The sequence below is a fragment of the Burkholderia pyrrocinia genome (genome assembly GCF_018417535.1).
Lineage (GTDB): Bacteria > Pseudomonadota > Gammaproteobacteria > Burkholderiales > Burkholderiaceae > Burkholderia > Burkholderia pyrrocinia_E.
Map to the genome: position 1 here is coordinate 3,062,005 of NZ_CP070977.1, position 23,615 is coordinate 3,085,619.

Annotated in this window: 22 protein-coding genes; 7 read left to right on the forward strand and 15 right to left on the reverse strand. The window is 66.4% G+C overall.

Translation table 11 applies throughout. The annotated features are described in order from the left end of the window. Positions 1–91: 91 nt before the first annotated feature. The 4 genes from JYG32_RS14190 to JYG32_RS14205 form a co-directional block, all read right to left on the reverse strand. Positions 92–1,291 (reverse strand): ABC transporter substrate-binding protein, encoded by a 1,200-nt coding sequence (locus JYG32_RS14190; RefSeq protein WP_174380331.1) that lies wholly within the window; start codon positions 1,289–1,291, stop codon positions 92–94. A 77-nt stretch (positions 1,292–1,368) separates the two neighbouring features. Next, positions 1,369–2,124, reverse strand: coding sequence for an ABC transporter ATP-binding protein (locus JYG32_RS14195; RefSeq protein WP_174380330.1), 756 nt, complete (start codon positions 2,122–2,124; stop codon positions 1,369–1,371). Continuing rightward, positions 2,121–2,900 (reverse strand): ABC transporter ATP-binding protein, encoded by a 780-nt coding sequence (locus JYG32_RS14200; protein ID WP_006477266.1) that lies wholly within the window; start codon positions 2,898–2,900, stop codon positions 2,121–2,123. The genes JYG32_RS14195 and JYG32_RS14200 overlap by 4 nt, the downstream gene beginning before the upstream one ends. A gap of 451 nt (positions 2,901–3,351) precedes the next feature. Further along, a complete protein-coding gene (locus JYG32_RS14205) occupies positions 3,352–5,037 on the reverse strand; it encodes a GMC family oxidoreductase (RefSeq protein ID WP_213263880.1) in 1,686 nt (561 codons plus the stop codon). 406 nt (positions 5,038–5,443) lie between these two features. Here JYG32_RS14205 and JYG32_RS14210 point away from each other — a divergent pair, with 406 nt between their 5' ends. Next, a complete protein-coding gene (locus tag JYG32_RS14210) occupies positions 5,444–6,343 on the forward strand; it encodes a LysR family transcriptional regulator (protein WP_174380328.1) in 900 nt (299 codons plus the stop codon). Between the two features lie 161 nt (positions 6,344–6,504). Beyond that, entirely contained in the window at positions 6,505–7,038 is a 534-nt protein-coding gene (locus JYG32_RS14215) for a class IV adenylate cyclase (protein WP_213263881.1), read from the forward strand. 80 nt (positions 7,039–7,118) lie between these two features. On the opposite strand, the gene JYG32_RS14220 is transcribed toward JYG32_RS14215, so the two are convergent. Continuing rightward, a complete protein-coding gene (locus JYG32_RS14220; RefSeq protein WP_006408082.1) occupies positions 7,119–7,604 on the reverse strand; it encodes an Lrp/AsnC family transcriptional regulator in 486 nt (161 codons plus the stop codon). Positions 7,605–7,710: 106 nt separating this feature from the next. Here JYG32_RS14220 and phhA point away from each other — a divergent pair, with 106 nt between their 5' ends. Then, positions 7,711–8,637: a phenylalanine 4-monooxygenase gene (gene phhA / locus JYG32_RS14225; RefSeq protein ID WP_213263882.1), complete on the forward strand. Its 927-nt coding sequence runs from the start codon at positions 7,711–7,713 to the stop codon at positions 8,635–8,637. A gap of 136 nt (positions 8,638–8,773) precedes the next feature. Then, positions 8,774–9,082: a 4a-hydroxytetrahydrobiopterin dehydratase gene (locus tag JYG32_RS14230; RefSeq protein WP_174380325.1), complete on the forward strand. Its 309-nt coding sequence runs from the start codon at positions 8,774–8,776 to the stop codon at positions 9,080–9,082. 92 nt (positions 9,083–9,174) lie between these two features. On the opposite strand, the gene JYG32_RS14235 is transcribed toward JYG32_RS14230, so the two are convergent. Further along, a complete protein-coding gene (locus JYG32_RS14235; protein ID WP_034183818.1) occupies positions 9,175–9,405 on the reverse strand; it encodes a DUF3717 domain-containing protein in 231 nt (76 codons plus the stop codon). Positions 9,406–9,527: 122 nt separating this feature from the next. Here JYG32_RS14235 and JYG32_RS14240 point away from each other — a divergent pair, with 122 nt between their 5' ends. Together JYG32_RS14240 and JYG32_RS14245 are read left to right on the forward strand one after the other, a co-directional pair. Continuing rightward, complete coding sequence (locus tag JYG32_RS14240) at positions 9,528–10,220, forward strand: response regulator (protein WP_006401494.1); 693 nt, start codon at positions 9,528–9,530, stop codon at positions 10,218–10,220. 116 nt (positions 10,221–10,336) lie between these two features. Next, positions 10,337–11,821, forward strand: a complete 1,485-nt coding sequence (locus JYG32_RS14245; RefSeq protein WP_174380324.1) for a sensor histidine kinase — start codon at positions 10,337–10,339, stop codon at positions 11,819–11,821. A 151-nt stretch (positions 11,822–11,972) separates the two neighbouring features. Here the strand turns inward: JYG32_RS14245 and JYG32_RS14250 are convergent, their stop codons facing one another. The 7 genes from JYG32_RS14250 to mnmC all read right to left on the reverse strand — a co-directional run bounded on the left by JYG32_RS14250 (position 11,973) and on the right by mnmC (position 20,858). Beyond that, on the reverse strand, positions 11,973–12,503 hold the full coding sequence (locus JYG32_RS14250) for an SET domain-containing protein (protein WP_174380323.1): 531 nt from the start codon (positions 12,501–12,503) through the stop codon (positions 11,973–11,975). Positions 12,504–12,682: 179 nt separating this feature from the next. After that, entirely contained in the window at positions 12,683–13,795 is a 1,113-nt protein-coding gene (locus JYG32_RS14255; RefSeq protein ID WP_174380322.1) for an NADH:flavin oxidoreductase/NADH oxidase, read from the reverse strand. 213 nt (positions 13,796–14,008) lie between these two features. Further along, complete coding sequence (locus JYG32_RS14260) at positions 14,009–14,719, reverse strand: glutamine amidotransferase (protein ID WP_213263883.1); 711 nt, start codon at positions 14,717–14,719, stop codon at positions 14,009–14,011. Between the two features lie 28 nt (positions 14,720–14,747). Continuing rightward, the gene (locus JYG32_RS14265; protein WP_072442632.1) at positions 14,748–15,386 is read right to left on the reverse strand and encodes a MarR family winged helix-turn-helix transcriptional regulator; all 639 of its coding nucleotides are present in this window, start codon (positions 15,384–15,386) and stop codon (positions 14,748–14,750) included. Between the two features lie 507 nt (positions 15,387–15,893). After that, positions 15,894–17,009 carry a YbdK family carboxylate-amine ligase gene (locus JYG32_RS14270; RefSeq protein ID WP_174380320.1) on the reverse strand — a complete coding sequence of 372 codons (1,116 nt, stop codon included), beginning with the start codon at positions 17,007–17,009 and terminating at the stop codon, positions 15,894–15,896. 14 nt (positions 17,010–17,023) lie between these two features. Beyond that, positions 17,024–18,238: a cation:proton antiporter gene (locus JYG32_RS14275; protein WP_174380319.1), complete on the reverse strand. Its 1,215-nt coding sequence runs from the start codon at positions 18,236–18,238 to the stop codon at positions 17,024–17,026. Between the two features lie 673 nt (positions 18,239–18,911). After that, positions 18,912–20,858 (reverse strand): bifunctional tRNA (5-methylaminomethyl-2-thiouridine)(34)-methyltransferase MnmD/FAD-dependent 5-carboxymethylaminomethyl-2-thiouridine(34) oxidoreductase MnmC, encoded by a 1,947-nt coding sequence (gene mnmC / locus JYG32_RS14280; RefSeq protein ID WP_213263884.1) that lies wholly within the window; start codon positions 20,856–20,858, stop codon positions 18,912–18,914. A 388-nt stretch (positions 20,859–21,246) separates the two neighbouring features. Here mnmC and JYG32_RS14285 point away from each other — a divergent pair, with 388 nt between their 5' ends. Further along, a complete protein-coding gene (locus JYG32_RS14285) occupies positions 21,247–21,525 on the forward strand; it encodes an HU family DNA-binding protein (RefSeq protein ID WP_006401505.1) in 279 nt (92 codons plus the stop codon). A 129-nt stretch (positions 21,526–21,654) separates the two neighbouring features. Here the strand turns inward: JYG32_RS14285 and JYG32_RS14290 are convergent, their stop codons facing one another. Together JYG32_RS14290 and JYG32_RS14295 are read right to left on the reverse strand one after the other, a co-directional pair. Then, complete coding sequence (locus tag JYG32_RS14290) at positions 21,655–22,968, reverse strand: GTP-binding protein (RefSeq protein ID WP_283842728.1); 1,314 nt, start codon at positions 22,966–22,968, stop codon at positions 21,655–21,657. 146 nt (positions 22,969–23,114) lie between these two features. Beyond that, positions 23,115–23,564 (reverse strand): lytic transglycosylase domain-containing protein, encoded by a 450-nt coding sequence (locus JYG32_RS14295; RefSeq protein WP_174380316.1) that lies wholly within the window; start codon positions 23,562–23,564, stop codon positions 23,115–23,117. Positions 23,565–23,615: the final 51 nt, after the last annotated feature.

Consider the following 23,615-nt stretch of genomic DNA (forward strand, 5'->3'; position numbering starts at 1 on the left):
ACCTTTCTGCATTGCGCACGCGGGCGGCGCAACGGGCACATCGCTGCAGCCGCCACCGAGCGGCGCGCCCGCGCGCGCCGCTACGTCGCGCTTACTTCCACAGCGCGCAGCGCGATTCCTGCTTGGTCGTGAACGCCTGTTCGCCCGGAATCGTCGCGAGCACCTTGTAGTAGTCCCACGGCTCCTTCGATTCCGACGGCTTCTTTACTTCCATCAGGTACATGTCGTGGATCATGCTGCCGTCCGTGCGGATGTAGCCCTTCGCGTAGAAGTCGTTGACCTTGATCTTCTTCAGCTCGGCCATCACCTTGTCGGAGTCGGTCGTGCCGGCAGCCTGGACGGCCTTCAGGTAAGTCGTCACCGACGAGTAGTCGGCCGCCTGCAGGCTCGACGGCATCTTCTTCATCTTGCCGAAGTAGCGCTGCGCCCACTGGCGCGATGCCGCGTCGCGGTTCCAGTACCAGCTGTCGGTCAGCACCAGGCCCTGGGTCGTCTCGAGGCCGAGGCTGTGCACGTCGTCGATGAACATCAGCAGCGCGGCAAGCTTCATCGATTTCGTGATGCCGAACTCCTTCGCGGCCTTGATCGCGTTGATCGTGTCGCCGCCGGCGTTTGCGAGACCGAGGATCTGCGCCTTCGACGCTTGCGCCTGCAGCAGGAACGACGAGAAATCCGACGCGGACAGCGGGTGACGCACCGTGCCGAGCACCTGGCCGCCGTTCGCCTTCACGACATCCGACGTGTTCTTCTCGAGCGCCTTGCCGAACGCGTAGTCGGCGGTCAGGAAGAACCACGACTTGCCGCCCTGCTTCACGACCGCCGAACCGGTGCCCTTCGCGAGCGCCATCGTGTCGTATGCGTAGTGGACCGTGTACGGCGTGCACTGCTCGTTGGTCAGCGTGTCGGCGCCCGCGCCGATGTTGATGTAGACCTTCTTCTTCTCGGCCGCGACGCTGTTCATCGACAGCGCGGTGGCCGAGTTCGTGCCGCCGACCAGCAGGTCGAGCCCGCCGCGGTCCATCCATTCGCGCGCCTTCGACGCGGCGATGTCGGCCTTGTTCTGGTGATCGGCATAGACGACCTCGATCGGCTTGCCGAGCACCTTGCCGCCGAAGTCGGCGACCGCCATGCGGATCGCCTCGAGGCCGCCCTGCCCGTCGATGTCCGCGTAAAGCCCCGACATGTCGGTGATGAAGCCGATCTTCACGGTATCCGCGGCCTGCGCGGCGCCGGCAGTGAACGCGGCGGTCGCGAGCGCGAGACAGGCGTGTGCGAGGGTCTTCATTTTCATTGACGTCTCCTGTTGTTCTGATGCGTTGTGGTTGTTCGAGGGCCGCCACGGCTAGCGGCAAGGGAAACGGGGCGGCGTCACACCCCGAGCAGGTCGTGCAGGGTCGGCATCTTGCTTTCCAGTTCGGCCGCACCGAAATGCTCGACGATGCGGCCGTGCTCCATCACGTAGAAGCGGTCGGCAAGCGGCGCGGCGAAGCGGAAATTCTGTTCGACCATCACGATCGTGTAGCCGCGCGCCTTCAGCGCGACGATCATCCGTGCGAGCGTCTGCACGATCACCGGCGCGAGGCCTTCGGAAATCTCGTCGAGCAGCAGCAGGTTCGCGCCGGTGCGCAGGATCCGCGCGACCGCGAGCATCTGCTGCTCGCCGCCGGACAGCCGCGTGCCCTGGCTCTGCCGGCGCGACGCGAGGTTCGGGAACATCGCGTAGATCTCGTCGAGCGACATCGCGTGCTCGCGCGGCCCGATCGGCGGCGGCAGCATCAGGTTCTCCTCGCACGACAGGCTGGAGAAGATCCCGCGCTCCTCCGGGCAGTAACCCACGCCGAAATGCGCGATGCGGTGCGTCGCGAGGCCGATCGTCTCGTTGCCCGCGACCTTGATCGACCCGTTGCGGCGGCCCGTGAGGCCCATGATCGCGCGCAGCGTCGTCGTACGGCCCGCGCCGTTGCGGCCGAGCAGCGTGACGACCTCGCCGCGATGCACCGTCAGGTCGACACCGTGCAATATGTGGGATTCCCCGTACCAGGCCTCCAGGCCCGTGATCTCCAGCGCGGGCGTAGCACTCTCGACGCCGCTCAATTCGCGTTCCTCCCGTTCGCTGTGCTTCATGCGTGCGCCCCTGCGAGCGCCGCATCGGCACTGCCCATATAGGCTTCGATGACGAGCGGATTCTTCGACACTTCCGCATACGAGCCTTCGGCCAGCACCTCGCCGCGTTGCAGGACGGTGATCGTGTCGGAGATGCCCGCGATCACGTTCATGTTGTGCTCGACCATCAGGATCGTGCGGCCGCTCGCGACCTTCTTGATCAGCGCGGTCACGCGGTCGACGTCCTCGTGGCCCATCCCCTGCGTGGGCTCGTCGAGCAGCATCAGTTCGGGCTCCATCGCCAGCGTCGTCGCGATCTCGAGCGCGCGCTTGCGGCCGTATGCAAGCTCGACGGTCGGCACGTGCGCGAAATCGGTGAGGCCAACCTGCGTCAGGAGATCCATCGCGCGGTCGTCGAGCCGCTTCAGCGTGCGTTCGCTGCGCCAGAAATGGAATTCGGTGCCGAGCGCGCGCTGCAAGCCGATGCGCACGTTCTGCAGCGCGGTCAGGTGCGGGAACACGGCCGAGATCTGGAACGAACGGATGATGCCGCGCCGCGCGACCTGCGCGGGCCGCTCGTCGGTGATGTCGATCCCGTTGAAGACGATCTGGCCGGCCGTCGGTGTCAGGAACTTGGTGAGGAGGTTGAAGCAGGTGGTCTTGCCCGCGCCGTTCGGCCCGATCAGCGCATGAATCGCGCCGCGACGCACACGCAGGTTGACGCCGTTCACGGCGGTGAAACCCCTGAATTCCTTCGTCAGTCCGCGTGTTTCCAGAATCGTGTCGCCGAGAATCATGTTCCCTTCCGTACGAAGTCAGGCGAAGCACCGGGATGCGTGGTGCAAGCGACCGCGAACAGGTCAGCGGATCAGCCGGCTGCCCCCGGGCGCCGTGGTACGCCTCGAGGGTGGTCTCCCGCGCCGACGCGTATGCACATTGCGCAACATTGTCGCGCCGTTGGTGCAGTGCAATCATCGGGATTTGCACTTATAGGGCTGGCCGCCATGCGGCATGACGCCATGCATGGTTTTTCGCCACGCTTTTTTGACACGTGCATCATCGACCGTTGATCGCGCTCAACGTGCGGCACGCATGTAATTGAAAAAGCCGCGCGACTGCGCGGCTTGCATGAATCTTGCCGTCCGATCCGCCGCAACCGGCACGGCCACAGCAACGGCAGCTTGTTTCGCATATCGAATCAGCGGGCGCCAGCATGACGGCCCGCTGTCGTGCGTGTCAGCCGTTCCGTCACGCGGCCGTCACCACCGCCTCCGTTCGCACCGGCGTCGCGTCGCGCGCCGCGCGGCGATCGGCACGGATCATGTCGCTCGCGCGCTCGGCGATCATCAGCGTCGGCGAATTGGTGTTGCCCGATGTAATGAACGGCATCACCGATGCATCGACGATGCGCAATCCGGCGATGCCGCGCACGCGCAGCCGGCTGTCGACAACCGCGTGCTCGTCATCGGCACGCCCCATCCGGCAGGTGCCGACCGGATGGAAGATCGTCGTGCCGACGGCGCCGGCCGCATCGATCAGCTCGGCCTCGGTCCGATACTGCACGCCCGGCAGGATTTCCTCGGGACGATAGCGCGCAAGCGCCGGCGCGGACGCGATCCGGCGCGTGAGGCGCAGCGCGTTCGCGGCGACATGGCGATCGTGGTCGGTCGACAGATAGTTCGGCGCGATCGCGGGGGCCATGCCCGGATCGGCGCTCGTGACATGCACGCTGCCGCGCGACGTCGGCCGCAGATGGCAGACCGATGCCGTAAACGCATTGAAGCTGTGCAGCGGCTCGCCGAAGCGTTCGAGCGACAGCGGCTGCACGTGGTATTCGAGATCGGGGCGCGTGAGCGCGGGATCTTCGGGATCGGATTTCGCGAATGCGCCGAGTTGCGACGGCGCCATCGACATCGGCCCGCGCTGCAGCAATGCATATTCCGCGCCGATCATCAGCTTGCCCCACCAGTGCGCTGACAGCGTGTTGAGCGTGCGCACGCCTTCGACGCGAAACGCCATCCGCAATTGCAGGTGGTCCTGCAGGTTTTCGCCGACGCCCGGCAGATCCTGCACGACATCGATGCCGAGCGCCTGCAGGCGCCGGCCGTCGCCGATACCGGACAGTTCGAGCAGTTGCGGCGAATTCACCGCGCCGGACGTCAGCAGCACTTCCGCACGTGCCCGCGCGACGTACTCGGTGCCGCCGCCGCGATACTCGACGCCGACCGCGCGCCGCCCTTCGAAGATCACGCGCTGCGCCTGCGCGCCGGTGATCACGGTCAGGTTCGGGCGCGCCATCGCGGGCCGCAGGAACGCCTTCGACGTATTCCAGCGCACGCCGCGCTTCTGGTTCACCTCGAAATAGCCGACCCCCGAATTGTCGCCGCGGTTGAAATCGTCGGTCGCCGGGATGCCCGTCTGCTGCGCGGCCTGCGCGAACGATTCGAGGATCTCCCAGCGCAGCCGCTGCTTCTCGACGCGCCAGTAGCCGCCCGCGCCGTGCGCGTCGCTCGCGCCCGCATGGTGATCCTCGCTGCGCTTGAAGATCGGCAGCACGCTGTCCCACGACCAGCCGGCGTCGCCGGTTTCCTGCGCCCAGTTGTCGTAATCCTCGCGCTGGCCGCGCATGTAGATCATCCCGTTGATCGACGAGCAGCCGCCGAGCACGCGGCCGCGCGGATACGACAGCGCACGGCCGTTGAGCGCCGCTTCGGGCTGCGTCTTGTACAGCCAGTCGGTGCGCGGGTTGCCGATGCAATACAGATAACCGACCGGGATATGGATCCAGTGATAGTCGTCCTTGCCGCCCGCTTCGAGCAGCAGTACGCGGATATCGGGATCCTCGGTCAGACGGTTCGCGAGCACGCAGCCCGCGGTGCCCGCGCCGACGATCACGTAATCGAATTCGCCTTCGAGCGTGCGTTGTGTATTCACGGCTTGTCTCCTGTCGATCAGAGTTAGCGCTTCAGCGCTTACTCTGATCCCATGGCGTGGCTGGATGGAGTTGGCGCTTCAGCGCCTACTCCATCCCCACGGCGGTCGATCAGAGTTAGCGCTTTAGCGCTTACGCTGGTCCCATGGCGTGGTTGGATTGAGTCAGCGCTTGCGCTGGTCCCATGCAAAGCTTGTTGTTGTGCGCCGCGCGGCGCGATGCCGCGCGTCATTTCAAGCATAGTGCGTCGCGGGCCGAGCGAGCCTCCGCCCGCCCCTGCCGTACCCCCGGCCCGATGCCGGCCAAAATCCGCCGGGCGACGCGACCGATGAAGCGTACTCCGGCTGCCGGCCGCCGATCCAATGAGTTATGCTGAACTGCGTTATAAGCAGCGCTCATATCACGACGATGGATCTCACCCTGCTCCGCGCGTTCGCGACGGTCGCGCGCGAAGGCAACCTGACGCGCGCCGCCGCGCAACTGCACCTGACGCAACCGGCCGTCAGCCTGCAGATCAAGCATCTGCAGGAAACGCTCGGCGTCGCGCTGTTCACGCGCACGTCGCGCGGGCTCGCGCTCACGCGCGACGGCCAGACGCTGCTGCCGCATGCGGAACGCGCGCTCGCCGCGGCCGCCGACGTGCAGCGCGCCGCTGCCGCGCTGCGGCACGAGGTGCGCGGCCGGCTGCGGATCGGCACGATCCTCGATCCGGGCTTCCTGCGGCTCGGCGGCTTCCTGCGCGCGCTGGTCGAGACCCATCCGCAGATCGAGACTGCGCTGCGGCACGGGATGTCGGGCTGGGTGATCGAACAGGTGCGCGCGCAGGCGCTCGACGTCGGCTACTACATCGGCCGGCCCGGCGAGGACGATCCGCTCGACGGCGCGCTGTTCCATACCGTCACGCTCACCCGTTTCCAGTACCGCGTGCTCGCGCCGGCCGGCTGGAAGGAGCGTGTGCAGCGCGCGCACGACTGGCGCGCGCTCGCCGCGCTGCCGTGGATCTGGACGCCGCCGGAGTCCGCGCATCACCGGCTGCTGTCGCGGCGCTTCGCGCAGGCCGGCGCGCAGCCCGTGAAGGTCGCCGAGGTCGACCAGGAGCAGTCGATGCTCGACCTCGTCAAATCAGGCATCGGGTTGACGCTCGCGCGCGACTCGACCGCGCTGGCGGAAGCGCACGCACATGCGCTGACGATCGTCGAGCGCGTGACGGTGCCGACCGAACTGACGTTCGTGACGCTTGCCGAGCGGCGCGGCGAACCGGCGATCGCGGCCGCGCTGCGGCTGATCGAAGCTCAGTGGGCAATATGAGCGGTGCTGATGAAGGCGCAACCGGCCATGCACCGGACGCCGGCGCCGGGCACGCACGCGGCATCTCGCCACGCCCCCCGCCCGCCGTCACGCCACCATCCCTGCCTTTTTGCTAGATTGTGCGTTCGCACACCGCGAGACCCCTCTTGAAGGAGACCCGCATGGCCCGCAACATCGAGATCAAAGCCCGCGCCCGCGAATTCGACCGGCTGCGCGAACGCGCGGCGACGCTCGCGACCGAAGCGCCGCTGTTCTACCGCCAGCAGGATTTCTTCTATGACGTGCCGCGCGGCCGGCTGAAGCTGCGCCGCTTCGAGGACGGCACGCCGGCCGAGCTGATCTTCTACCAGCGCGACGACCGCGACGGCCCGAAGGCGTCGTACTACACGCGCAGCCCCGTGACGAATCCCGACGCGATGCACGCGCTCCTCGCGACCGCACTGACCACGCGCGGAATCGTGACGAAGGAACGGCACGTGTACCTCGCCGGCCGCACGCGCATCCACCTCGACCGCGTCGACGGCCTCGGCGACTTCATCGAACTGGAAGTCGTGCTCGGCCCCGACGACGACGAAGCCGGCGGCGAAGCCGAAGCGCACGACGTGTTCACGAAGCTCGGCGTATCGCAGGACGATCTCGTCGCGCTCGCGTACGTCGACCTGCTGAACGCGGACACGCAGCACGAAGCGGCCTGATCCGACCCCGCCGGCGGCGGTGCGGCACTCACCGCCTAGGGCCCGTTCCCGCTAATAACGGGCTTGCGCCGGCTGCCGCGTCACGCGGCGCCGGGCGCCAGGTGCGCGAGCGGCAGCGCGCCGTTGCGCTTGAAGGTCGTCAGCACGATGTTCGAGCGCACGCTGTCGACGCCCGGCACGCGCATCAGCTTCTTCATCACGAACTGCGACAACGCGTTCAGGTCGGGCGCGACGATCCGCAGCAGGTAGTCGGCGTCGCCCACCACCGCATGGCATTCGAGCACTTCGGGCAGCACGTCGATCTGCTGCTGGAACTGCTCGATGATCGAATCGCCGTGGTGCTTGAGCTTCAGGCTCGTGAACGCGGTGACGCCGAGCCCGAGCTTTTCGGGCCGCAGCATCACGCGGTAGCCCTCGATCACGCCTGCCGCCTCGAGCCGCTGCAGCCGCCGGCCGATCTGCGACGGCGACAGCGGCACCTCCTCGCCGAGCTGCTGATGCGTCGCGCGACCGAAGCGCTGCAGCACGTCCAGCAGCGCGAGATCGAAGTGATCGAGTTCCAGCATGAGCATTCTCCGCATTGATTCATGATTTGATGCGCGATTATCGCATCAATAAGCAAATCAACGCCAACTTTGCGCCCATTCCGCGCGCAGGCCGCTCTACACTTGCATGGTTCCCAACCACAGCGTGCAGAGCCTGATCATGTCCACCGTCGTCACAGCGAAACTGCAGGAGCAGTTCGACGCGGGCCTCGAAACCCGCGCAGATTTCACCATCGACCAGCCGCTCGAACGCTACGGCCAGGTCGACCATGCGGTGTGGAAGCAGCTCTATGCGCGCCAGTCGGCGCTGCTGCGCGGACGCGCATGCGACGCGTTCGTCGCGGGGCTCGGCAAGATCGACCTGCCCGCCGACCGCGTGCCGTCGTTCGCCGACGTGAATCGCCAGTTGAAGCCCGCAACGGGCTGGAAGATCGTCGCGGTGCCGGGCCTCGTGCCCGACCGCGTGTTCTTCGAGCATCTCGCGAACCGGCGTTTTCCGGTCACCTGGTGGATGCGCCGTCCCGACCAGCTCGACTACCTGCAGGAACCCGACTGCTTCCACGATCTGTTCGGCCACGTGCCGCTGCTGATCGACCCGGTGTTCGCCGACTACATGCAGGCGTACGGCCGCACCGCGCTCGCCGTGGCCGACGACGAAGCGGCGCTTGCGCGGCTCGCGCGCCTCTATTGGTATACGGTCGAATTCGGGCTGATCCGCGACCCGCGCGGCACGAACGGGCTGTCGATCTACGGCGCCGGGATCGTGTCGAGCAAGGGCGAAAGCCTGTACAGCCTCGAAAGCGCGGCGCCGAACCGGCTCGGCTTCGACCTCGAACGCGTGATGCGCACGAAGTACCGGATCGACACGTTCCAGAAGACCTACTTCGTGATCGACGATTTCGCGCAACTGTTCGCGCTCGCCGACGTCGACGGCCGCGCGCTGGCCGACCGGCTCGCGGCGCTGCCCGAATTCGCGGCCGGCGCGGTGCTCGATACCGACCGCGTGCTGCATCACGGCACGGGCGAAGGCTGGCCCGACGACGCCGACGCGTGATGCGCAGGGGCCGGATCGCCGCCCCCGGATGGCCGTCCCCGGATGCCCGTCGCACAACTATGAAACAATGACCGGTGCCGGCCGCACCGCGCGGCGCAACCGCGCGCGGGCGCCGTTACCGAACGAGAGGTGCAAGATGATCCACAAGCTCACATCAGAAGAACGCAAGACCCGACTCGAAGGCCTGCCGCTCTGGACAGCCGTGCCGGGCCGCGATGCAATCCAGCGCAGCCTGCGCTTCGCCGATTTCAACGAAGCGTTCGGCTTCATGACGCGCGTCGCGATCAAGGCGCAGGAAATGAACCACCATCCGGAATGGTTCAACGTATACAACCGCGTCGACGTCACGCTGTCGACCCACGACGCCGACGGCCTGACCGAACGCGACATCGAACTCGCGCTGTTCGTCGACCGCGCCGGCGCGCACGCGAAACCGGCCGCCTGAGGCCTTCCTCTACCGCCGCGCATCTTTCGATGCGCGGCGCGTCAACTTTTCATTTCGATGAACGTTTTCTAGGATGTAGTCAGCGAAAGCCTTCAGCTTTCCAAGCCATCCTTAAGGCGCACGTAAGTCTCGTAGGCTTTCCGTGCCTTGGGGTCCAAACCTTCCAGTTGCAGCGCGCTTTCGCGCTGTACAATCAGCAGCGCATACGGCTTGGAGAGCGCGCTGGCCTCTTCGCAGAGTTTGAGTTCGTCGCCGCTCGATGGCGAGCGGGCGCGCCAGAAATTGATCGCGGCTTCGAGGTCGTTGATCGAAATATCGGACATGTTTGGATTTAATCGTTCGCTGGCCGCCATGCTTGATGTCACGCGATGCGGCGCCCCTGTGGAAACGGCTTCGTGCTGTCCGCGTGCCTGAACCGCCAACCCATTGTACTTGAGCGAACTTCATGCGACTCCTTCTGATCGAAGACGACCGCCCCATCGCACGCGGTATCCAGAGCAGCCTCGAGCAGGCTGGCTTCACCGTCGACATGGTGCATGACGGCATTTTTGCCGAACAGGCGCTGGCACAAAACCGCCACGAACTCGTGATCCTCGACCTCGGCCTGCCGGGCATCGACGGGATGACGCTGCTCACGCGTTTCCGCCAGACCAACCGCCACACGCCCGTCATCGTGCTGACCGCACGCGACGAGCTGAACGACCGGATCCAGGGCCTGAACTCGGGCGCCGACGACTACATGCTCAAGCCGTTCGAGCCGGCCGAGCTCGAAGCGCGCATCCGCGCAGTGATGCGCCGCAGCGGCCCGCACAGCGACATGCCGCGTCCGGAAGTGTCGCTCGGCGGCGTCCGCCTGTCGGGCGTCGATCGCCGCATCTTCAACGACGACAAGCCGCTCGAACTGTCGCCGCGCGAGTTCGCGGTGCTCGAGATGCTGCTGCTGCGTCACGGCCGCGTCGTCAGCAAGGCCCAGTTGCAGGACCACCTCACGCACTTCGGCGGCGATCTCGGCGACACCGCGATCGAAGTCTATGTGCACCGCGTGCGCAAGAAACTCGAGCAGTGCCGTGTCGAAATCGTCACCGTGCGCGGTTTCGGCTACCTGCTGCAGGAAATCCGCCAGACCGCGAGCGTCTGAGCGGCGCCGTGCCGGCCGGCCGCGTGCCGCCGGCGTATGCGCCCTGCTCCGCGTCGTCGCCCGGCGCACGACCGCGCCGCTCCCCGTGAGCGGCGCTTATCCATTTGCCCGTCGAAATGTCTCCTGATCCGGCTGTGACCACCAGCCTGCGCCGCTCGCTGCTCCGGCGCCTCGCCGCACCGCTGTCGATGCTCGCGCTGATGAGCGGCCTGATCGCCTACTGGCTCGCGTGGCAATACACGCAGCACGTGATCGACCGCTCGCTCGCCGATCTCGCAACCGCCATCTCGAAACAGATCCAGATCGCCGGCCCCGACGCGCCGTTCACGGTGCCGCCGCTCGCGCAGGCGATGTTCTCCGATCCCGCGGAAGCGCTGATCTACCGGATCAGCGACGGCGAACAGGAGCTCGCCGGCGATCCGAAGCTGCCGCTGCAGGGCATCAACGTGCGCCGCATGCATCACGCCTACGTGTTCGAGGCCGAGTACGACAACCGTGCGGTGCGGGTCGCGCAGGTGCGCGTCGACGACGTCGAAGGCGGCAAGCCGATGGTCGTCGAGGTTGCGCAGCCGGTGCGGCACCGCTACCGGATCGCGGCCGAATTCCTCGTCGCGATCATGATGCCGCTGCTGCTGCTGCTGCTCGCGGGCTGGGGCATCGTGTGGCGCGTGGTGAACCAGCAGCTCGGCCCGCTCACGCATCTCGCCGATTCGCTGAACCGGCAGACCCACACGTCGCTGGAACCGGTGGACGAAACCGAGGTACCGTTGGAGATCCGGCCGCTGACGAGCGCGATGAACGCGCTGCTCGGCCGCCTGAAGACCGCGCTCGACGCGCAGCGCAAGTTCATCGCCGATGCCGCGCACCAGTTGCGCACGCCGCTCACGGCCGTGAAGCTGCACGCGGAGCAGGCAGCCGTCGCGCGCGACCCGCACCAGACCTTCGCCGCGGTGCGCGAACTGCGCGCGGCCGCCGACCGCGCGGTGCGGCTGTCGAACCAGTTGCTGTCGCTCGCCCGCGCGGAACCGGGCGAGCAGGCCGCTCGGTTCGTCGACGTCGACCTTGCGGCGATGGCGTTCGAGACGGGCGCCGAATGGGTGCCGCGCGCGCTCGCGTCGCATGTCGACCTCGGCTTCCAGCGCAGCGACGACCCCGGCGACGACGAGAAGCTGATGGTCCGCGGCAACCCCGTGCTGCTGCGCGAGGTGATCGCGAACCTGCTCGACAATGCGCTGAAATACGTGCCGCTCGCGCGGCCGGACGGCGCGCGGATCACGGTGAACGTCGCGCGCAGTGCGCTCGAAGATGGCCTGCCGGCCGCCGAGATCGTCGTCGAGGACAACGGCCCGGGCGTCCCGGCGAACCAGCAGGCCGACCTGTTCAAGCGCTTCTTCCGCGGCGACGCGCAGAGCGGCAACGGTGTCGAGACGGGCGCCGGGCTCGGGCTCGCGATCGTGCACGACATCATCGCGATGCATGGCGGCACCGTGTCGTACGAGGATGCGCCGGAAGGCGGCTCGCGCTTCGTGGTGCGGGTACCGCTCGCGCAGCGCACGGAAAAGCCCGCCAGCGAAACGCCGGCCGCCGCGTCGGCGCATTGAGCGATTCCCCGGGCGAATTCGCGTCGGGTGACCGTTGACCGGGCCGCCCGGCGGACAAGGAAACGGAAAGGACTGCCGCGCAACGCGGCAGCCGTATGCGGCAGCGGCAGCGGCAGCGGCAGCGGCAGCGCACGATGCGCCGCCGCCGGCGTCACTTCTTGTTTTTCTTGTCCTTCGCCCTGGACTCGGACTTGCCGTCCTTCTTGTCCTTCTTCTTTTTCTTCTTCTCGCCGTCGTCCGACGTTGCGAGCAGCGTGCCGCGGCACGAAGCCGCGCCGCAATGGCATGCGTATTCGCGCTTGAGCGTCTTCGTCAGCTTCGCGTCGATCACGAGGCCGTAGTCGTAGAACAGCTCCTCTTCCGGCCCGATGTCGCGCAGTGCGTGGATGTACACGCGGCCTTTGACTTCCTCGGCTTCGCAGTTCGGCGCGCACGAATGGTTGATCCAGCGCGCGCTGTTGCCGTCGATCTTGCCGTCGATCACGCCACCTTCGTCCAGTGCGAAGTAGAACGTATGGTTCGGCTCGCTCGGATCGTGCGGATGGCGGCGCAGCGCTTCCTTCCACGAAATTCGCTCGCCCTTGTATTCCACTACGCGTTCGCCGGCCTTGATCGGCGCCACCGCGAACACGCCCTTGCCGTGTACTCCCGAGCGGCGCACCGCGATCCTGCGTGAACTCATCGAACGAATCCTTGTGAAGACGAATGAATGGAAGACGGCCGCGATCGCGACCTGGCGTCGCGCCAAACGAAAACGCGGCACCGGTTGGTGCCGCGTCGGGGCATGCGGCGAATCACCCGCATCCTACACGTTCGATATTGCTTCGTTCAACATCGCGCGCAATATTGCGCGCTTGACGCTCAACGCTGGCCGAACGCGATGTCGCCGAACAACGCCTTGTGCTCGCGCGGCTGCGAGCGCCAGTACTGAGGCGGCGCCGTCACTTGCGCGCCGAGTTCGGCGGCCGCGTGCCACGGCCAGCGCGGGTCGTAAAGCATCGCGCGCGCCATCGCGACGAAATCGGCATCGCCGGCCTCGATGAGCCGGTTCGCATGCGCGGGCTCGTTGATCAGGCCGACCGCCATCGTCGGCATGCCGACCGCGCGCTTCACGGCCTGCGCGAACGGCACCTGGTAGCCGGGCGACAGTGGAATCTTCTGCAGCGGCGACACGCCGCCGGACGACACGTCGATCCAGTCGCAGCCACGGCGCTTCAGTTCGTGCGCGAATGCGATCGTGTCGTCAAGCTCCCAGCCGCCTTCGACCCAGTCGGTCGCGGACACGCGCACGCCGACCGGCCGGTCCTCCGGAAACGCCGCGCGCACGATCTCGAAGATCTCGAGCGGAAAACGCATCCGGTTCTCCCGCGAGCCGCCGTATTCGTCGGTGCGCCGGTTCGCGAGCGGCGACAGGAACTGGTGCAGCAGGTAGCCGTGCGCCGCGTGCACTTCGATCGCGTCGATGCCGAGCCGCGCGGCCCGCTTCGCGGCAGCCGCGAACGCGTCGCGGATCCGGTTCAGGCCCGCGGCGTCGAGCGCGAGCGGCGGGGTCTCGCCTTCCTTGTGCGGCACGGCCGACGGCCCATGCGGCAGCCAGCCGCCGTCGGCGACCGACACGAGCTGGCCGCCCTGCCAGGGCACGGCGCTCGACGCCTTGCGTCCCGCATGCGACAACTGCATCGCGACGGGGACCGGCGAATGCTTGCGGATCGCGGCCAGTACGGGCTTCAGCGCCGCTTCGGTCACGTCGTCCCAGAGGCCGAGGTCGCCATGCGTGATGCGCCCTTCGGGTTCCACGGCGGTCGCCTCGATGCAGAGCAGGCCCGCGCCCGACAGCGCGAGATGGCCGAGGTGAATCATGTGCCAGTCGGTCGCTTCCCCGCGTTCGGCCGAGTACTGGCACATCGGGGAGATCACGATCCGGTTCGGAAGGGTCACGCCGCGCAGCGTGAACGGGGAAAACAGCGCAGTCATGGAGGCCGCTCGCCTGGAAAGGGAAAGAGCGGACGAGCGTAGCACGCAGGCTTGAAGCGTGCAGACGGCACGATCGGCAGTAAGCGGATGGTCAGGTACGGCCGGCAACCTGTTGCCGGCGCGGCGGGAAACGCATCGCATGCAACGATGCGCCGGCCCGCAACGGATACAGGCCGGGCCAAAAATTCGCGGCGAACGGCGCCGCCGCCGGCGTCAGAGCCCGACGCTGCCGAGCCACTCCGCGAACATGCGCCGCGCGGCCGTCTCGAGCGCGGGGCCGTGCTGCGCGGTATCGGCACGCAACTGGCGCGCGTCGATGCCGGGCGTCGACGCGATTTCGCCCGCGTTCCCGATCAGCCAGGGTTCGAAGCGGTCGGTGCGGATTTCCGGATGGCATTGCAGCGCCAGCACGTGCTGCCCCCACGCGAATGCCTGGTGGCGGCAGGCCGGCGTCGACGCGAGATGGATCGCGCCGCCCGGCAGGTCGAACGTATCGCCATGCCAATGCAGCATCGACGTCGCTGTGCCATCGAGATGGCGCAGCGGCGACGCGCGCCCGGCATCGGTGAGCGTCAGCGGCGCCCAGCCGAGTTCGTGCTGCGCAGCCGGATAGACGCGCGCGCCGAGCGCCCGGGCGATGAACTGCGCGCCGAGGCAGATGCCGAGGATCGGCAGCCCCGCGTCGATGCGCTGGCGCACGAGCGCGGCGAGCGGCGCGATCGTCGGATACTGCGCGTCGTCGTACACGCTGAGCGGCCCGCCGAGCACGACGAACAGCGCCGGCTCGAGCACGTCGAGCACCTCGATCCGCGACGACCCGACGTCGACGTAGCGCACCCGCCGGCCCCGTTCGCCGAGCACCTGCTCGAAGCTCCCGAGATCCTCGAAATGCACGTGGCGGATCGCCACGACTTCAGCGTTCATCATCGGCCTCCCGGTCGATCGACGGACGTCAGCCTGCGAAAATCTTCCAGGTCTTCTTCTGCGTCGCCGCGTCGGCTTCTTCCTGCACCGAGCAGTCGAGACGCAGGTCGCTGTCGGACATCGAGATGTCGAGCGCCGCGCAGTAATGCACGGTCTTCTTCGACAGCTTGCCCGGCTGGAAGTGGGCGCACGTCACGCACATGCGCTGCGGCGGCGTCGCACCGGCCACCTGCAGTTCGCGCAGCGTCTTCAGCAGCGCGCGATACAGTGCACCCTGCTCGTCCGCGCCGAGCTTGCCGACCGCTTTCGTCAGGAATTCAGGCCATTGCAGCGCCTTCTTCGCGGCCGTGCGGCCACGGGCCGACAGGCGCACGGCCAGCGCGCGGCCGTCGTCCAGCGCCCGGCGCTTCTCGACCAGCCCCTTCGTCTCGAGCGTGCTGACCGCGTCGCTCGTGGTCGCCGCGGTGAGCTGCGTCTCGCGCGCGATCTCGCCGAGCCGCATCGGGCCCTTGCGCTGCAGCAGCAGCACGAGGATCTCGCCCTGCGTCGGCGTGAGGCCCGCGCCTTCCGCCCAATCCCATGCCTGGCTTCGCATGGCCGTACTCAACCGCAGCAGGCTGTGGGTGACACGTCCCGAAGCCTGGTTCCCGTAAACGCCTTCGCTCATAGTCTTTTCGCTTTGCCGCCGCCCGGATTACCGAGCGGCCGTAGTGTGGAGATCGAATGTCCATCTCAAAACAGACGCACTCTTGCGAGTGCATCAGCACGGCCGTCGCGAGGCACACGCGGCGGTCGCGTTCGCGGCGACCGGTGAGACACGCGTCGTTCCGGTGTCCGCAAAGCCGACATTCTAAGCGAGAGCGGAAAATCGCACAGCTAAGTTATCCCCTGCATTCTGTGGAAAATCGCTGGATAACCGAAATTTTTCGTAGTGCATGCAATGCCGCGCGCCTGCGGAACGGGGCGCGCCAACATTTTCCTGTTCGGATCGACCATCGGGTCGATGGCAATGATCCACCGGGTTATCCCACCCGCAGATCGTTGACTTTGCAGCAGAATATCGGGTTATCCACAGATTTTCGGGGCGACTGGCAACGATTTCGGCACGAAATGGCGCCGACCGTCGTTCAGCGAATCGCGACACGGTCGAGCCTGCAATCTGCAAAACATTTTTTCATTCACGCCAACGTAAGCACTGCTGCCGGACCGTCTCGTTCAGCGATTTTTCCTGTTTGAAAACGGTTCTCAACCACGATGCGTCGTTCACGCGCGCCTTGGCAAGCGCGCCGATCTCGTCGAGCGCCGCGCGCGAACCGAGCGCGGCCGCATGCGGCGCGATCCGGTCGAGCGTGTCGAGGATGTCCTCGGCGATCGTGCGGCGTTCACCCGTCTGAGGATTCACGCAGGTGCCCTCGAGCCCGAAGCGGCACGCTTCGAAACGGTTGAATGTGTAGACGAGGTAGTCGTCCTCCGACAGCTTCAGCGGCCGGTCGGTCAGCAGGTAGCGCGCGAGCGTCTGGATGTAGCAGGCGATCGCCGCCGCGCGGTCGACCGACAGCGGCGTATCCATCACGCGCACCTCGATCGTCCCGTAACCGGGCTTCGGACGGATGTCCCAGTAGAAGTCCTTCATCGAGTTGACGACGCCCGTGTTCACCATCTTCATGAAGTACTCCTCGAAGCTGTCCCAGGTCAGCACGAACGGCGCGCGGCCCGACAGCGGGAACGCGAACACCGAATTCAGGCGTGCCGAATGGAAGCCCGTGTCGACGTTCTGCACGAACGGCGACGACGCGGACAGCGCGATGAAGTGCGGAATGAAGCGCGACATCGAGTGCAGCAGGAACAGCGCGCTGTCGGGATCGGGACAGCCGATGTGCACGTGCTGGCCGAACACGGTGAACTGTTTGGCCAGATAACCGTACAGCTCGGAGATGTACTGGAAGCGCGGCGCATCGTAGATCTGCCGGTCGCTCCATTGCTGGAACGCGTGCGTGCCGCCGCCGGCGAGCCCGACGTTGAGCTGGTCGGCCGCCTTCACGAGCACGTCGCGGATCGCATGCAGCTCGCCGACCGCCTGCTCGTGCGAATGGCAAATGCCGGTCGACAGCTCGATCATGCTCTCGGTGATTTCCGGCGTGATGTTGCCCGGAAAGGTCTCGCCCTGGATCAGGCGCATCAGGTCGGATGCAGCCTTGGTCAGGTCGTAGTTGTGCGTGTTGACGACCTGGATCTCCAGTTCGACGCCGAACGTGAACGGTTCGGAATTGACGAAGGTTTCGAGTGCCATGGCAGGTTCCGGAATCAGTTGCTGTCGCTGCGTTCGCCGACCGCCGACAGGCAGCGGTAGACGACGAACGGGCTGACGAGCTGCAGGATCACGATCGTGCACATCACGATCGCGCGCAGGTGCGGGTCGAAATTCGGATAGAGCTGGTAGGTATCGTCGACGAGCAGGTACGACAGCGCGGACATCGGCGTCAGCGCGATGCCGAGCGCGACGCCCTGCTTCATCCCGATGCCGCTCGGCTTCGCGAACGCGACGACACCGGCGAGCTTTGCAACGAGCCGCGTGGCGATCAGCACGATCGAGAGCAGCCCGCCGAGCGCGATGTCGCCCCACGTGAACGACGTGAGCGTCAGCACGAACAGGATCACCGTCAGCAGCCAGCCGGCCGTGCCGAAATGCTCGGGCCACAGCTGCGGGCGCGCTTCGAGGTTCTTCACGATGATGCCCGCCAGGAGCAGCGTGAGCAGCGTCGACAGCTTCAGCGCCTGTGCCACCGCGATCGCGAGCATCACGAGCCCGAACAGCGCGACGAACGAATGCTCGTCGCGCATCGTCGACGTCATGTGACGGAACAGGAAATTGCACGAACGCGCGACGAGATACGCGACGATGAACGAACCGACGATCAGGTAGACGGGTTGCAGGATCGTCGCGAAAACGTTGCCGTACGCTTCCTGATGGAGCCAGCTCGTCACGAGCTTGGTCAGCACGATCGCATACACGCTGTTGAGCGCGGTGAGCGTGATGAGACGTTGCGACACCTGCCCTTCCGCACGCAGTTCGGTCTTGAGCTGGATCACCATCGACGGCGACGTCGCGATCGCGATCGCGGACAGCACGAGCGCGACCATGCCCGATACACCGAGCGCGAGCATCACGAACAGCACGAGCACGAACGTCAGCGTGGCCTCCGCAAGGCTCGACGCGACCAGCCACGGATTGCGCCGGATCCAGCGCAGGTCGAGGCGGCTGCCGAGCTCGAACAGCAGCAGGCCGAGCGCGACGTCGATCAGCAGCCGCGACGTTTCGTCGGTGCTTGCGTCGATCACGCCGAATCCGAACGATCCGGCGACGAGACCGATCACCGCGTAGCCGGTGATGCGTGGCAGGCGCCATGCGCGATAGCACAGTTCGCCACACAGGCCGGCCGCGAACAGCGCGAGCCCGGCCCAGAACACGGCATCCGGCGCGAGCGGCCAGTTGGGCAGGAATGAGAACGCCGACTTCATCGTGGTGACTTCTCCTTTGGAAGCAACCGCCAGCGACGCGGGGTCAAGCGTCAGAAATGGATGCGCGCCGGCTGGGTATCGCCCCGAATGTGATTGTTGTGGTCGACGACGGCGGGACATGGGGTCCGCCTGTTCCGCCATTCGGCGGCAAGTCGCACAGGGTGCCGATCTGGATTGTCGGCCTGGTGTGTGAACGGACTGCGCAGTCTCGATGATTCAGATTCGAAATCGTGCCGACCGTTCCATTGAAGCATGTCCGGCGCCTGGCCGGACGAACGCGAAGGACACCGATTGTGCCACAGCTTTTTCGGTCTGGAACCCATTGAATACGACTCGCGGCGCTGTGCGGCACCACAGGTCTTTGGTTTCAAAGGTTTACTTGTATATATACGTAGTAGAAGTTAACAAAGGCCGCACAGTTCTGTGGATAACTTTGGTTTACGCTGACGGATCAAGGAGTTGGCGAAACCATAACCCGTTGCACAGGCTGTTCGTGCACAGAAGTTTGATATGAGCAACTTTTGGGCCGTCCCACAGCTGTGCCGAGTTGCCCAGTTTACGTCCACTGTGATTACACACGAAGTGCGCGCGGATTCCGCGCGGTTATCCACAGCACCGGGTGGATAACCTTGCGCCTGGAAATCGGGAAACTGTGAACGATTCGTGCGGCCGTTCAGCCGGTTGAACCGACGCGGCGCGCGCGCAGCGCGCGAATCAGGAAGCGTGCGGGATCGACGGCTTCGGCGAGTTCGCGCTCGAGCGGCCACGGCTCGCCTTCGAGTTGCGATGCGATCAGTTCGGCGCCGAGCGCGGCCCACACGAGGCCGCGCGAGCCAAAGCCGAAGGCGCCGTAGAGGCCGGGCGTGCGCGGCAGGTCGCGCGCCTTTGCGCCGCTCAGCGCGCGTGCGTTCGCGACGGCTTGCGCTTCGTCGGCGAGCGGGCCGATCAGCGGCAGGCGATCGCCGACGACCCAGCGGAATGCAACGCGGCCGCGCAGCGTGTCGAGATCCGGCACGTCGCCGATCAGGCCCGGCAGCAGGTGCCGCACGCGGTCGAGGTTTTCGATGTGGCCGGCCGTGCGCATCGCGGGATCGACGTCGTCGGGTTCGAACGTCGCGCCGATCAGCAGCGTGCCGTCGTCGAGCGGTACCGCGTAGCCGTCGCCGATCGCCGGGCACGGCAGCGCCGCCGTGCTGCCCGGCGGCAGCAGCGTGAGCTGGCCGCGCACCGGTTGCAGCACGACATGCTGCAGGCCCGCGAGACGCACGGCGTCGCCCGCGTTCGCAAGCACGACGACGGGCGCTTCGGCCAGCAGGCCGCCCGCCGCATCGAGCGTATGCCATGCGTCGCCCCGTCGTTCGAGCCGCGCGACGCCGGTGGACGCGAGCAGGCGCACGCGTTCCCCGGCCGCCGCGCATTGCGCCGCACACAACCCGGCCGGCCAGACGGCGCCGCCGTGCGGAAACAGCAGGCCGCCATGCGCGACCGGCAGGTTCAGATGCGCACGCGCGGCATCGGTATCGAGCAGCGAGACATAGTCGGACGGCGCGCCGAACGCATCGAATGCGTCGCACATCCGCGCGAAATCGTCAGCCGATTCGGCGAGATGGATCATCCCGTGCGTGCTGCGCGCGAACGCATGGCCCGCGCGTTCGAGTACGCGCCAGCGTGCGATCGCGTGCAGGAAGCCGCTGCGCGTGAGCCGGCTTGCGACGTTGTCGTCGCGCGTCATCAGCGGGTGGAATACGCCGGCCGGATTGCCTGACGCTTCGCTCGCGATTCGTTCGTGCCGCTCGATCAGCGTGACGTCCCAGCCGCGCGCGGCCAGGCGTTCGACGACCGCGCAGCCGGCCAGGCCCGCGCCGATCACGATTGCGCGGCGCGCCGCAACGGGCAGTGCGCGCGGCGGCTCGTGCCGGCGCGCGCGCCAGCGCGGCGCATATTCGCCGACGAGCCGATCGTCGACCTCGCGATACGTGAAACCCGATTCGCCGAGTGCGTGTTTCACGGCGGCGGAATTCGCCTGCGTCGCAAACGTCGCGCCTTCGCCGGCGATCTTCGCGAGCGCGCGAACGACATCGGTCGAGTGCAGATCCGCGTCGTTCGACGACGTGAAGCCGTCAAGATAGAACGCGTCGGCGCGCGCGACGAGCTTCGTCAACATGTCGATTGCAGCGCCGAACGCGAGCGTGAGCACCACGCGCCCTTCGTCGAATTCGAGCCGGTGCAGGCCCGGCACGAGCATCGGCCACGCGTCGACCAATGCGTCCATGTCGGCCGATATGGTTGTGTTGGCAACGATATGGGAAGCGATGCGGCGCAGGTCGTCGCGCGAGAACGGATGCGGCTCGACGGCGACGAAATGCAGCCGCTCGCAGCGCGCGGGATCGTCGCGCCACGCGGCCCACGTCGCGAGGAAGGGGCTGCCGGTGCCGAAGCCCGTCGCGACGATCGTGAACGTGCGGCGGCCTTGCCAGCGCGCCGGCAGCCTGTTGCCGGAGACGAACACGTGAAGTGCGAGCGCGCCAGACGCGCCGCGATGGAGGTCGCCGTACTCGGGCGAAACGAGCGTGCCGTCGTCGCGAAGCGCGAGCGTGGCGGGAACAAGTCGGTCGGGCATGCGAAACAAAAAACGTGGCAGCCAAGCCTGGCAAGGGATTGCGCGGGGCCGTCCGACCGGTCGTTGGAAAAAGCCAACGGCGCGGCGCACGGGCGGACCGCACTGAGTATCCTGTCCGGTTGGCGCAGGTCAAAAAACGGGCAGTCGACGATTCATTCGGCGAAATACTGACGAAAATCTTTGAAACCCTTGTCGTTATTGGGTTTGCGCTGCGCTATCATAGCAACGCCGTACCGCGGGGTGGCCGCCGGCAAGCCGGAGGGCGCGTCGCGCGGGCCAGGATTCGGCGCTGTGTCGTCGGAGTCTGACTCTCGACGGCACGGTTCGCGCACGTATAATCGGCGCGTTCGCGCTGTTCGTGTCAACCTAACCTGATAAAGGAACCTTAATGAACAAACAGGAACTGATCGACGCCGTCGCCGCCCAAACGGGCGCCAGCAAGGCTCAAACCGGCGAAACGCTGGACACGCTGCTCGAAGTCATCAAGAAGGCCGTGTCGAAGGGTGATGCGGTTCAGCTGATCGGCTTCGGCAGCTTCGGTTCGGGCAAGCGCGCAGCACGTACGGGCCGCAACCCGAAGACCGGCGAAACCATCAAGATCCCGGCAGCCAAGACGGTCAAGTTCACGGCTGGCAAGGCGTTCAAGGACGCCGTCAACAAGCGTTAAACCAGCGCCTGTTCAAAAAAAACCCGCCTTTCGGCGGGTTTTTTGTTGGGCGCGCGCGGCATTTTCGCCACAGTCCGCGCCGCACCTTGCAAGATTTAACGGTTGTTTTTACAAGCCGTTACCGAGGCGTCATGCGTGCACGATTTGCGTGTCGCCGTGATCGTCGTCGTCGTGCGAATCGACATCCCACGCCGGGAACGGATCGTCGAATGCGCTCCATCCCGCCGCGCCGACGGCGAATTCCGCATCGGTCAGCAGGCATGCATCGAGTTTCTCGCGCCATGCATCGGCGTCGAGCGCGATGCCGATCAGCACGAGTTCCTGGCGGCGATCGCCGACCGTGCGATCGTCGAGATCGCCGTGCCATTCGGCGCGGATTTCAGCGAGCAGCTCGTCGTCGTCCGGCCATTCCGCGCGATCCTGCGCGGCCCACCAGAGACCCGCCGGCCCATGCCGGCACACGCCGCCCGCTTGCGACAGCGAGCCCGCGATGTCGTTGCGCGTTGCGAGCCAGAAGAAGCCCTTGCTGCGCAATACACCCGGCCACTCCTGGTGCAGCAGCGCCCAGAGTCGTGCCGGATGGAACGGCCGGCGCGCGCGGTAAACAAAATTGCCGATCCCGAATTCGTCGGCTTCGCCGTGCACGTGCGCATGATGTTCGTCATGGCAGTCGGGGTCGTCGCAATGCGTGTGATCGTGATCGAGCGACGCGAGCCAGCCCGGCGCATTCGCGGCCTCGTCGAAATCGAAGCGTCCCGTGTTCAGCACTTCGTCGAGCGGCACGTCGCCGAACGTCGACACGACCTGGTGCGCGCGCGGATTGAGCCGCGCGAGGATGTGCTGCAGGCGCGCGAGTTCGTCCGCGCCGACGAGGTCGGCCTTGTTGATCACCAGCACGTCGCAGAATTCGATCTGCTCGATCAGCAACTCGACGAGCGTGCGGTCGTCTTGTTCCGACGCGGCGATGCCGCGCGTCGCGAGTGCGTCGTCGGAGCCGTAGTCGCGCAGGAAGTTGTACGCGTCGACCACGGTGACGAGCGTGTCGAGCCGTGCGATTTTCGACAGCGACTCGCCGTCGTCGTCGACGAACGTGAAGGTTTCGGCGATCGGCATCGGCTCTGCGATACCGGTCGATTCGATCATGATCGCGTCGAAGCGGCCTTCGGACGCGAGATTGCGGATCTCGACGAGCAGGTCGTCGCGCAGCGTGCAACAGATGCAGCCGTTCGACATTTCGATGAGGCGTTCCTCGACGAGCGACAGCGCCTGCGTGTCGCGCACGAGCGACGCGTCGATGTTGACCGCCGCGAGATCGTTGACGATCACGGCGACTTTCAGGCCCGCGCGGTTCGCGAGGATGTGATTGAGCAGCGTGGTCTTGCCGGCGCCGAGGAAGCCGGACAGCACGGTGACGGGCAACGGCTGGTTCATTGGGGTACGCACCAACGGAAAAGATGAAAAAGCGGCCGCGGCGCCCTTCGGGGGCGCGATCGGCCCGCGGACGGGCGAACTTGCGGCGTGAGCCCGCATTGTGCATCAAACGCGCGCCGGCCGGCCGGCACCGCGTCAGGCCGCGATGCGGCGCAGCGTCATGGCGCGGGCGGCAGCAGCTTCCATTGCGTCAGGATGCCGGCGATCTGCCGCGCATACTTGTCGCGCAGCGACGGCGTTTCGGAATGATAGGCGCCGACGGCCTGCCAGGTGTTGCCGTAGCGGTTCATCTTCTGTTTCAGATGCCACGCGGCGATGTAGACGTTCTTGCACGGTTCCATCAGCGTGCCGCGGTCGATCCCGTAGCGCGACAGCGTCGGCAGGTGGATCGAATTGATCTGCATCAGGCCGTAGTCGATCGAGCCGTTCGTGTTCTTGTTCAGCGCACCGGGCCGGTTGCGCGATTCCTGCCATGCGATCGCGCGCAGGATCAGCGGATTGACCTGCTGGTATCTGGCGGCCTCGTCGAAACAATCCGCGCGAGCGTTTGCACTGGCGAACCACGCGCCGGCGGCGATCAACGCGATCGAAGCGAACCGTCTGTTCATGGTGCGGAAACGAAAAGGAATGGCGCGCGGGTCGGGAAAACCCGTGCCTGT

Bases quoted from the DNA above. Each gene is read 5' to 3' on its own strand.
- JYG32_RS14190 (WP_174380331.1), bottom strand. From the start codon at position 1,291: ATGAAAATGAAGACCCTCGCACACGCCTGTCTCGCGCTCGCGACCGCC.
- JYG32_RS14195 (WP_174380330.1), bottom strand. From the start codon at position 2,124: ATGAAGCACAGCGAACGGGAGGAACGCGAATTGAGCGGCGTCGAGAGT.
- JYG32_RS14200 (WP_006477266.1), bottom strand. From the start codon at position 2,900: ATGATTCTCGGCGACACGATTCTGGAAACACGCGGACTGACGAAGGAA.
- JYG32_RS14210 (WP_174380328.1), top strand. From the start codon at position 5,444: ATGGATCTCACCCTGCTCCGCGCGTTCGCGACGGTCGCGCGCGAAGGC.
- JYG32_RS14215 (WP_213263881.1), top strand. From the start codon at position 6,505: ATGGCCCGCAACATCGAGATCAAAGCCCGCGCCCGCGAATTCGACCGG.
- JYG32_RS14220 (WP_006408082.1), bottom strand. From the start codon at position 7,604: ATGCTGGAACTCGATCACTTCGATCTCGCGCTGCTGGACGTGCTGCAG.
- phhA (WP_213263882.1), top strand. From the start codon at position 7,711: ATGGTTCCCAACCACAGCGTGCAGAGCCTGATCATGTCCACCGTCGTC.
- JYG32_RS14230 (WP_174380325.1), top strand. From the start codon at position 8,774: ATGATCCACAAGCTCACATCAGAAGAACGCAAGACCCGACTCGAAGGC.
- JYG32_RS14235 (WP_034183818.1), bottom strand. From the start codon at position 9,405: ATGTCCGATATTTCGATCAACGACCTCGAAGCCGCGATCAATTTCTGG.
- JYG32_RS14240 (WP_006401494.1), top strand. From the start codon at position 9,528: ATGCGACTCCTTCTGATCGAAGACGACCGCCCCATCGCACGCGGTATC.
- JYG32_RS14245 (WP_174380324.1), top strand. From the start codon at position 10,337: ATGTCTCCTGATCCGGCTGTGACCACCAGCCTGCGCCGCTCGCTGCTC.
- JYG32_RS14250 (WP_174380323.1), bottom strand. From the start codon at position 12,503: ATGAGTTCACGCAGGATCGCGGTGCGCCGCTCGGGAGTACACGGCAAG.
- JYG32_RS14255 (WP_174380322.1), bottom strand. From the start codon at position 13,795: ATGACTGCGCTGTTTTCCCCGTTCACGCTGCGCGGCGTGACCCTTCCG.
- JYG32_RS14260 (WP_213263883.1), bottom strand. From the start codon at position 14,719: ATGAACGCTGAAGTCGTGGCGATCCGCCACGTGCATTTCGAGGATCTC.
- JYG32_RS14265 (WP_072442632.1), bottom strand. From the start codon at position 15,386: ATGAGCGAAGGCGTTTACGGGAACCAGGCTTCGGGACGTGTCACCCAC.
- JYG32_RS14270 (WP_174380320.1), bottom strand. From the start codon at position 17,009: ATGGCACTCGAAACCTTCGTCAATTCCGAACCGTTCACGTTCGGCGTC.
- JYG32_RS14275 (WP_174380319.1), bottom strand. From the start codon at position 18,238: ATGAAGTCGGCGTTCTCATTCCTGCCCAACTGGCCGCTCGCGCCGGAT.
- mnmC (WP_213263884.1), bottom strand. From the start codon at position 20,858: ATGCCCGACCGACTTGTTCCCGCCACGCTCGCGCTTCGCGACGACGGC.
- JYG32_RS14285 (WP_006401505.1), top strand. From the start codon at position 21,247: ATGAACAAACAGGAACTGATCGACGCCGTCGCCGCCCAAACGGGCGCC.
- JYG32_RS14295 (WP_174380316.1), bottom strand. From the start codon at position 23,564: ATGAACAGACGGTTCGCTTCGATCGCGTTGATCGCCGCCGGCGCGTGG.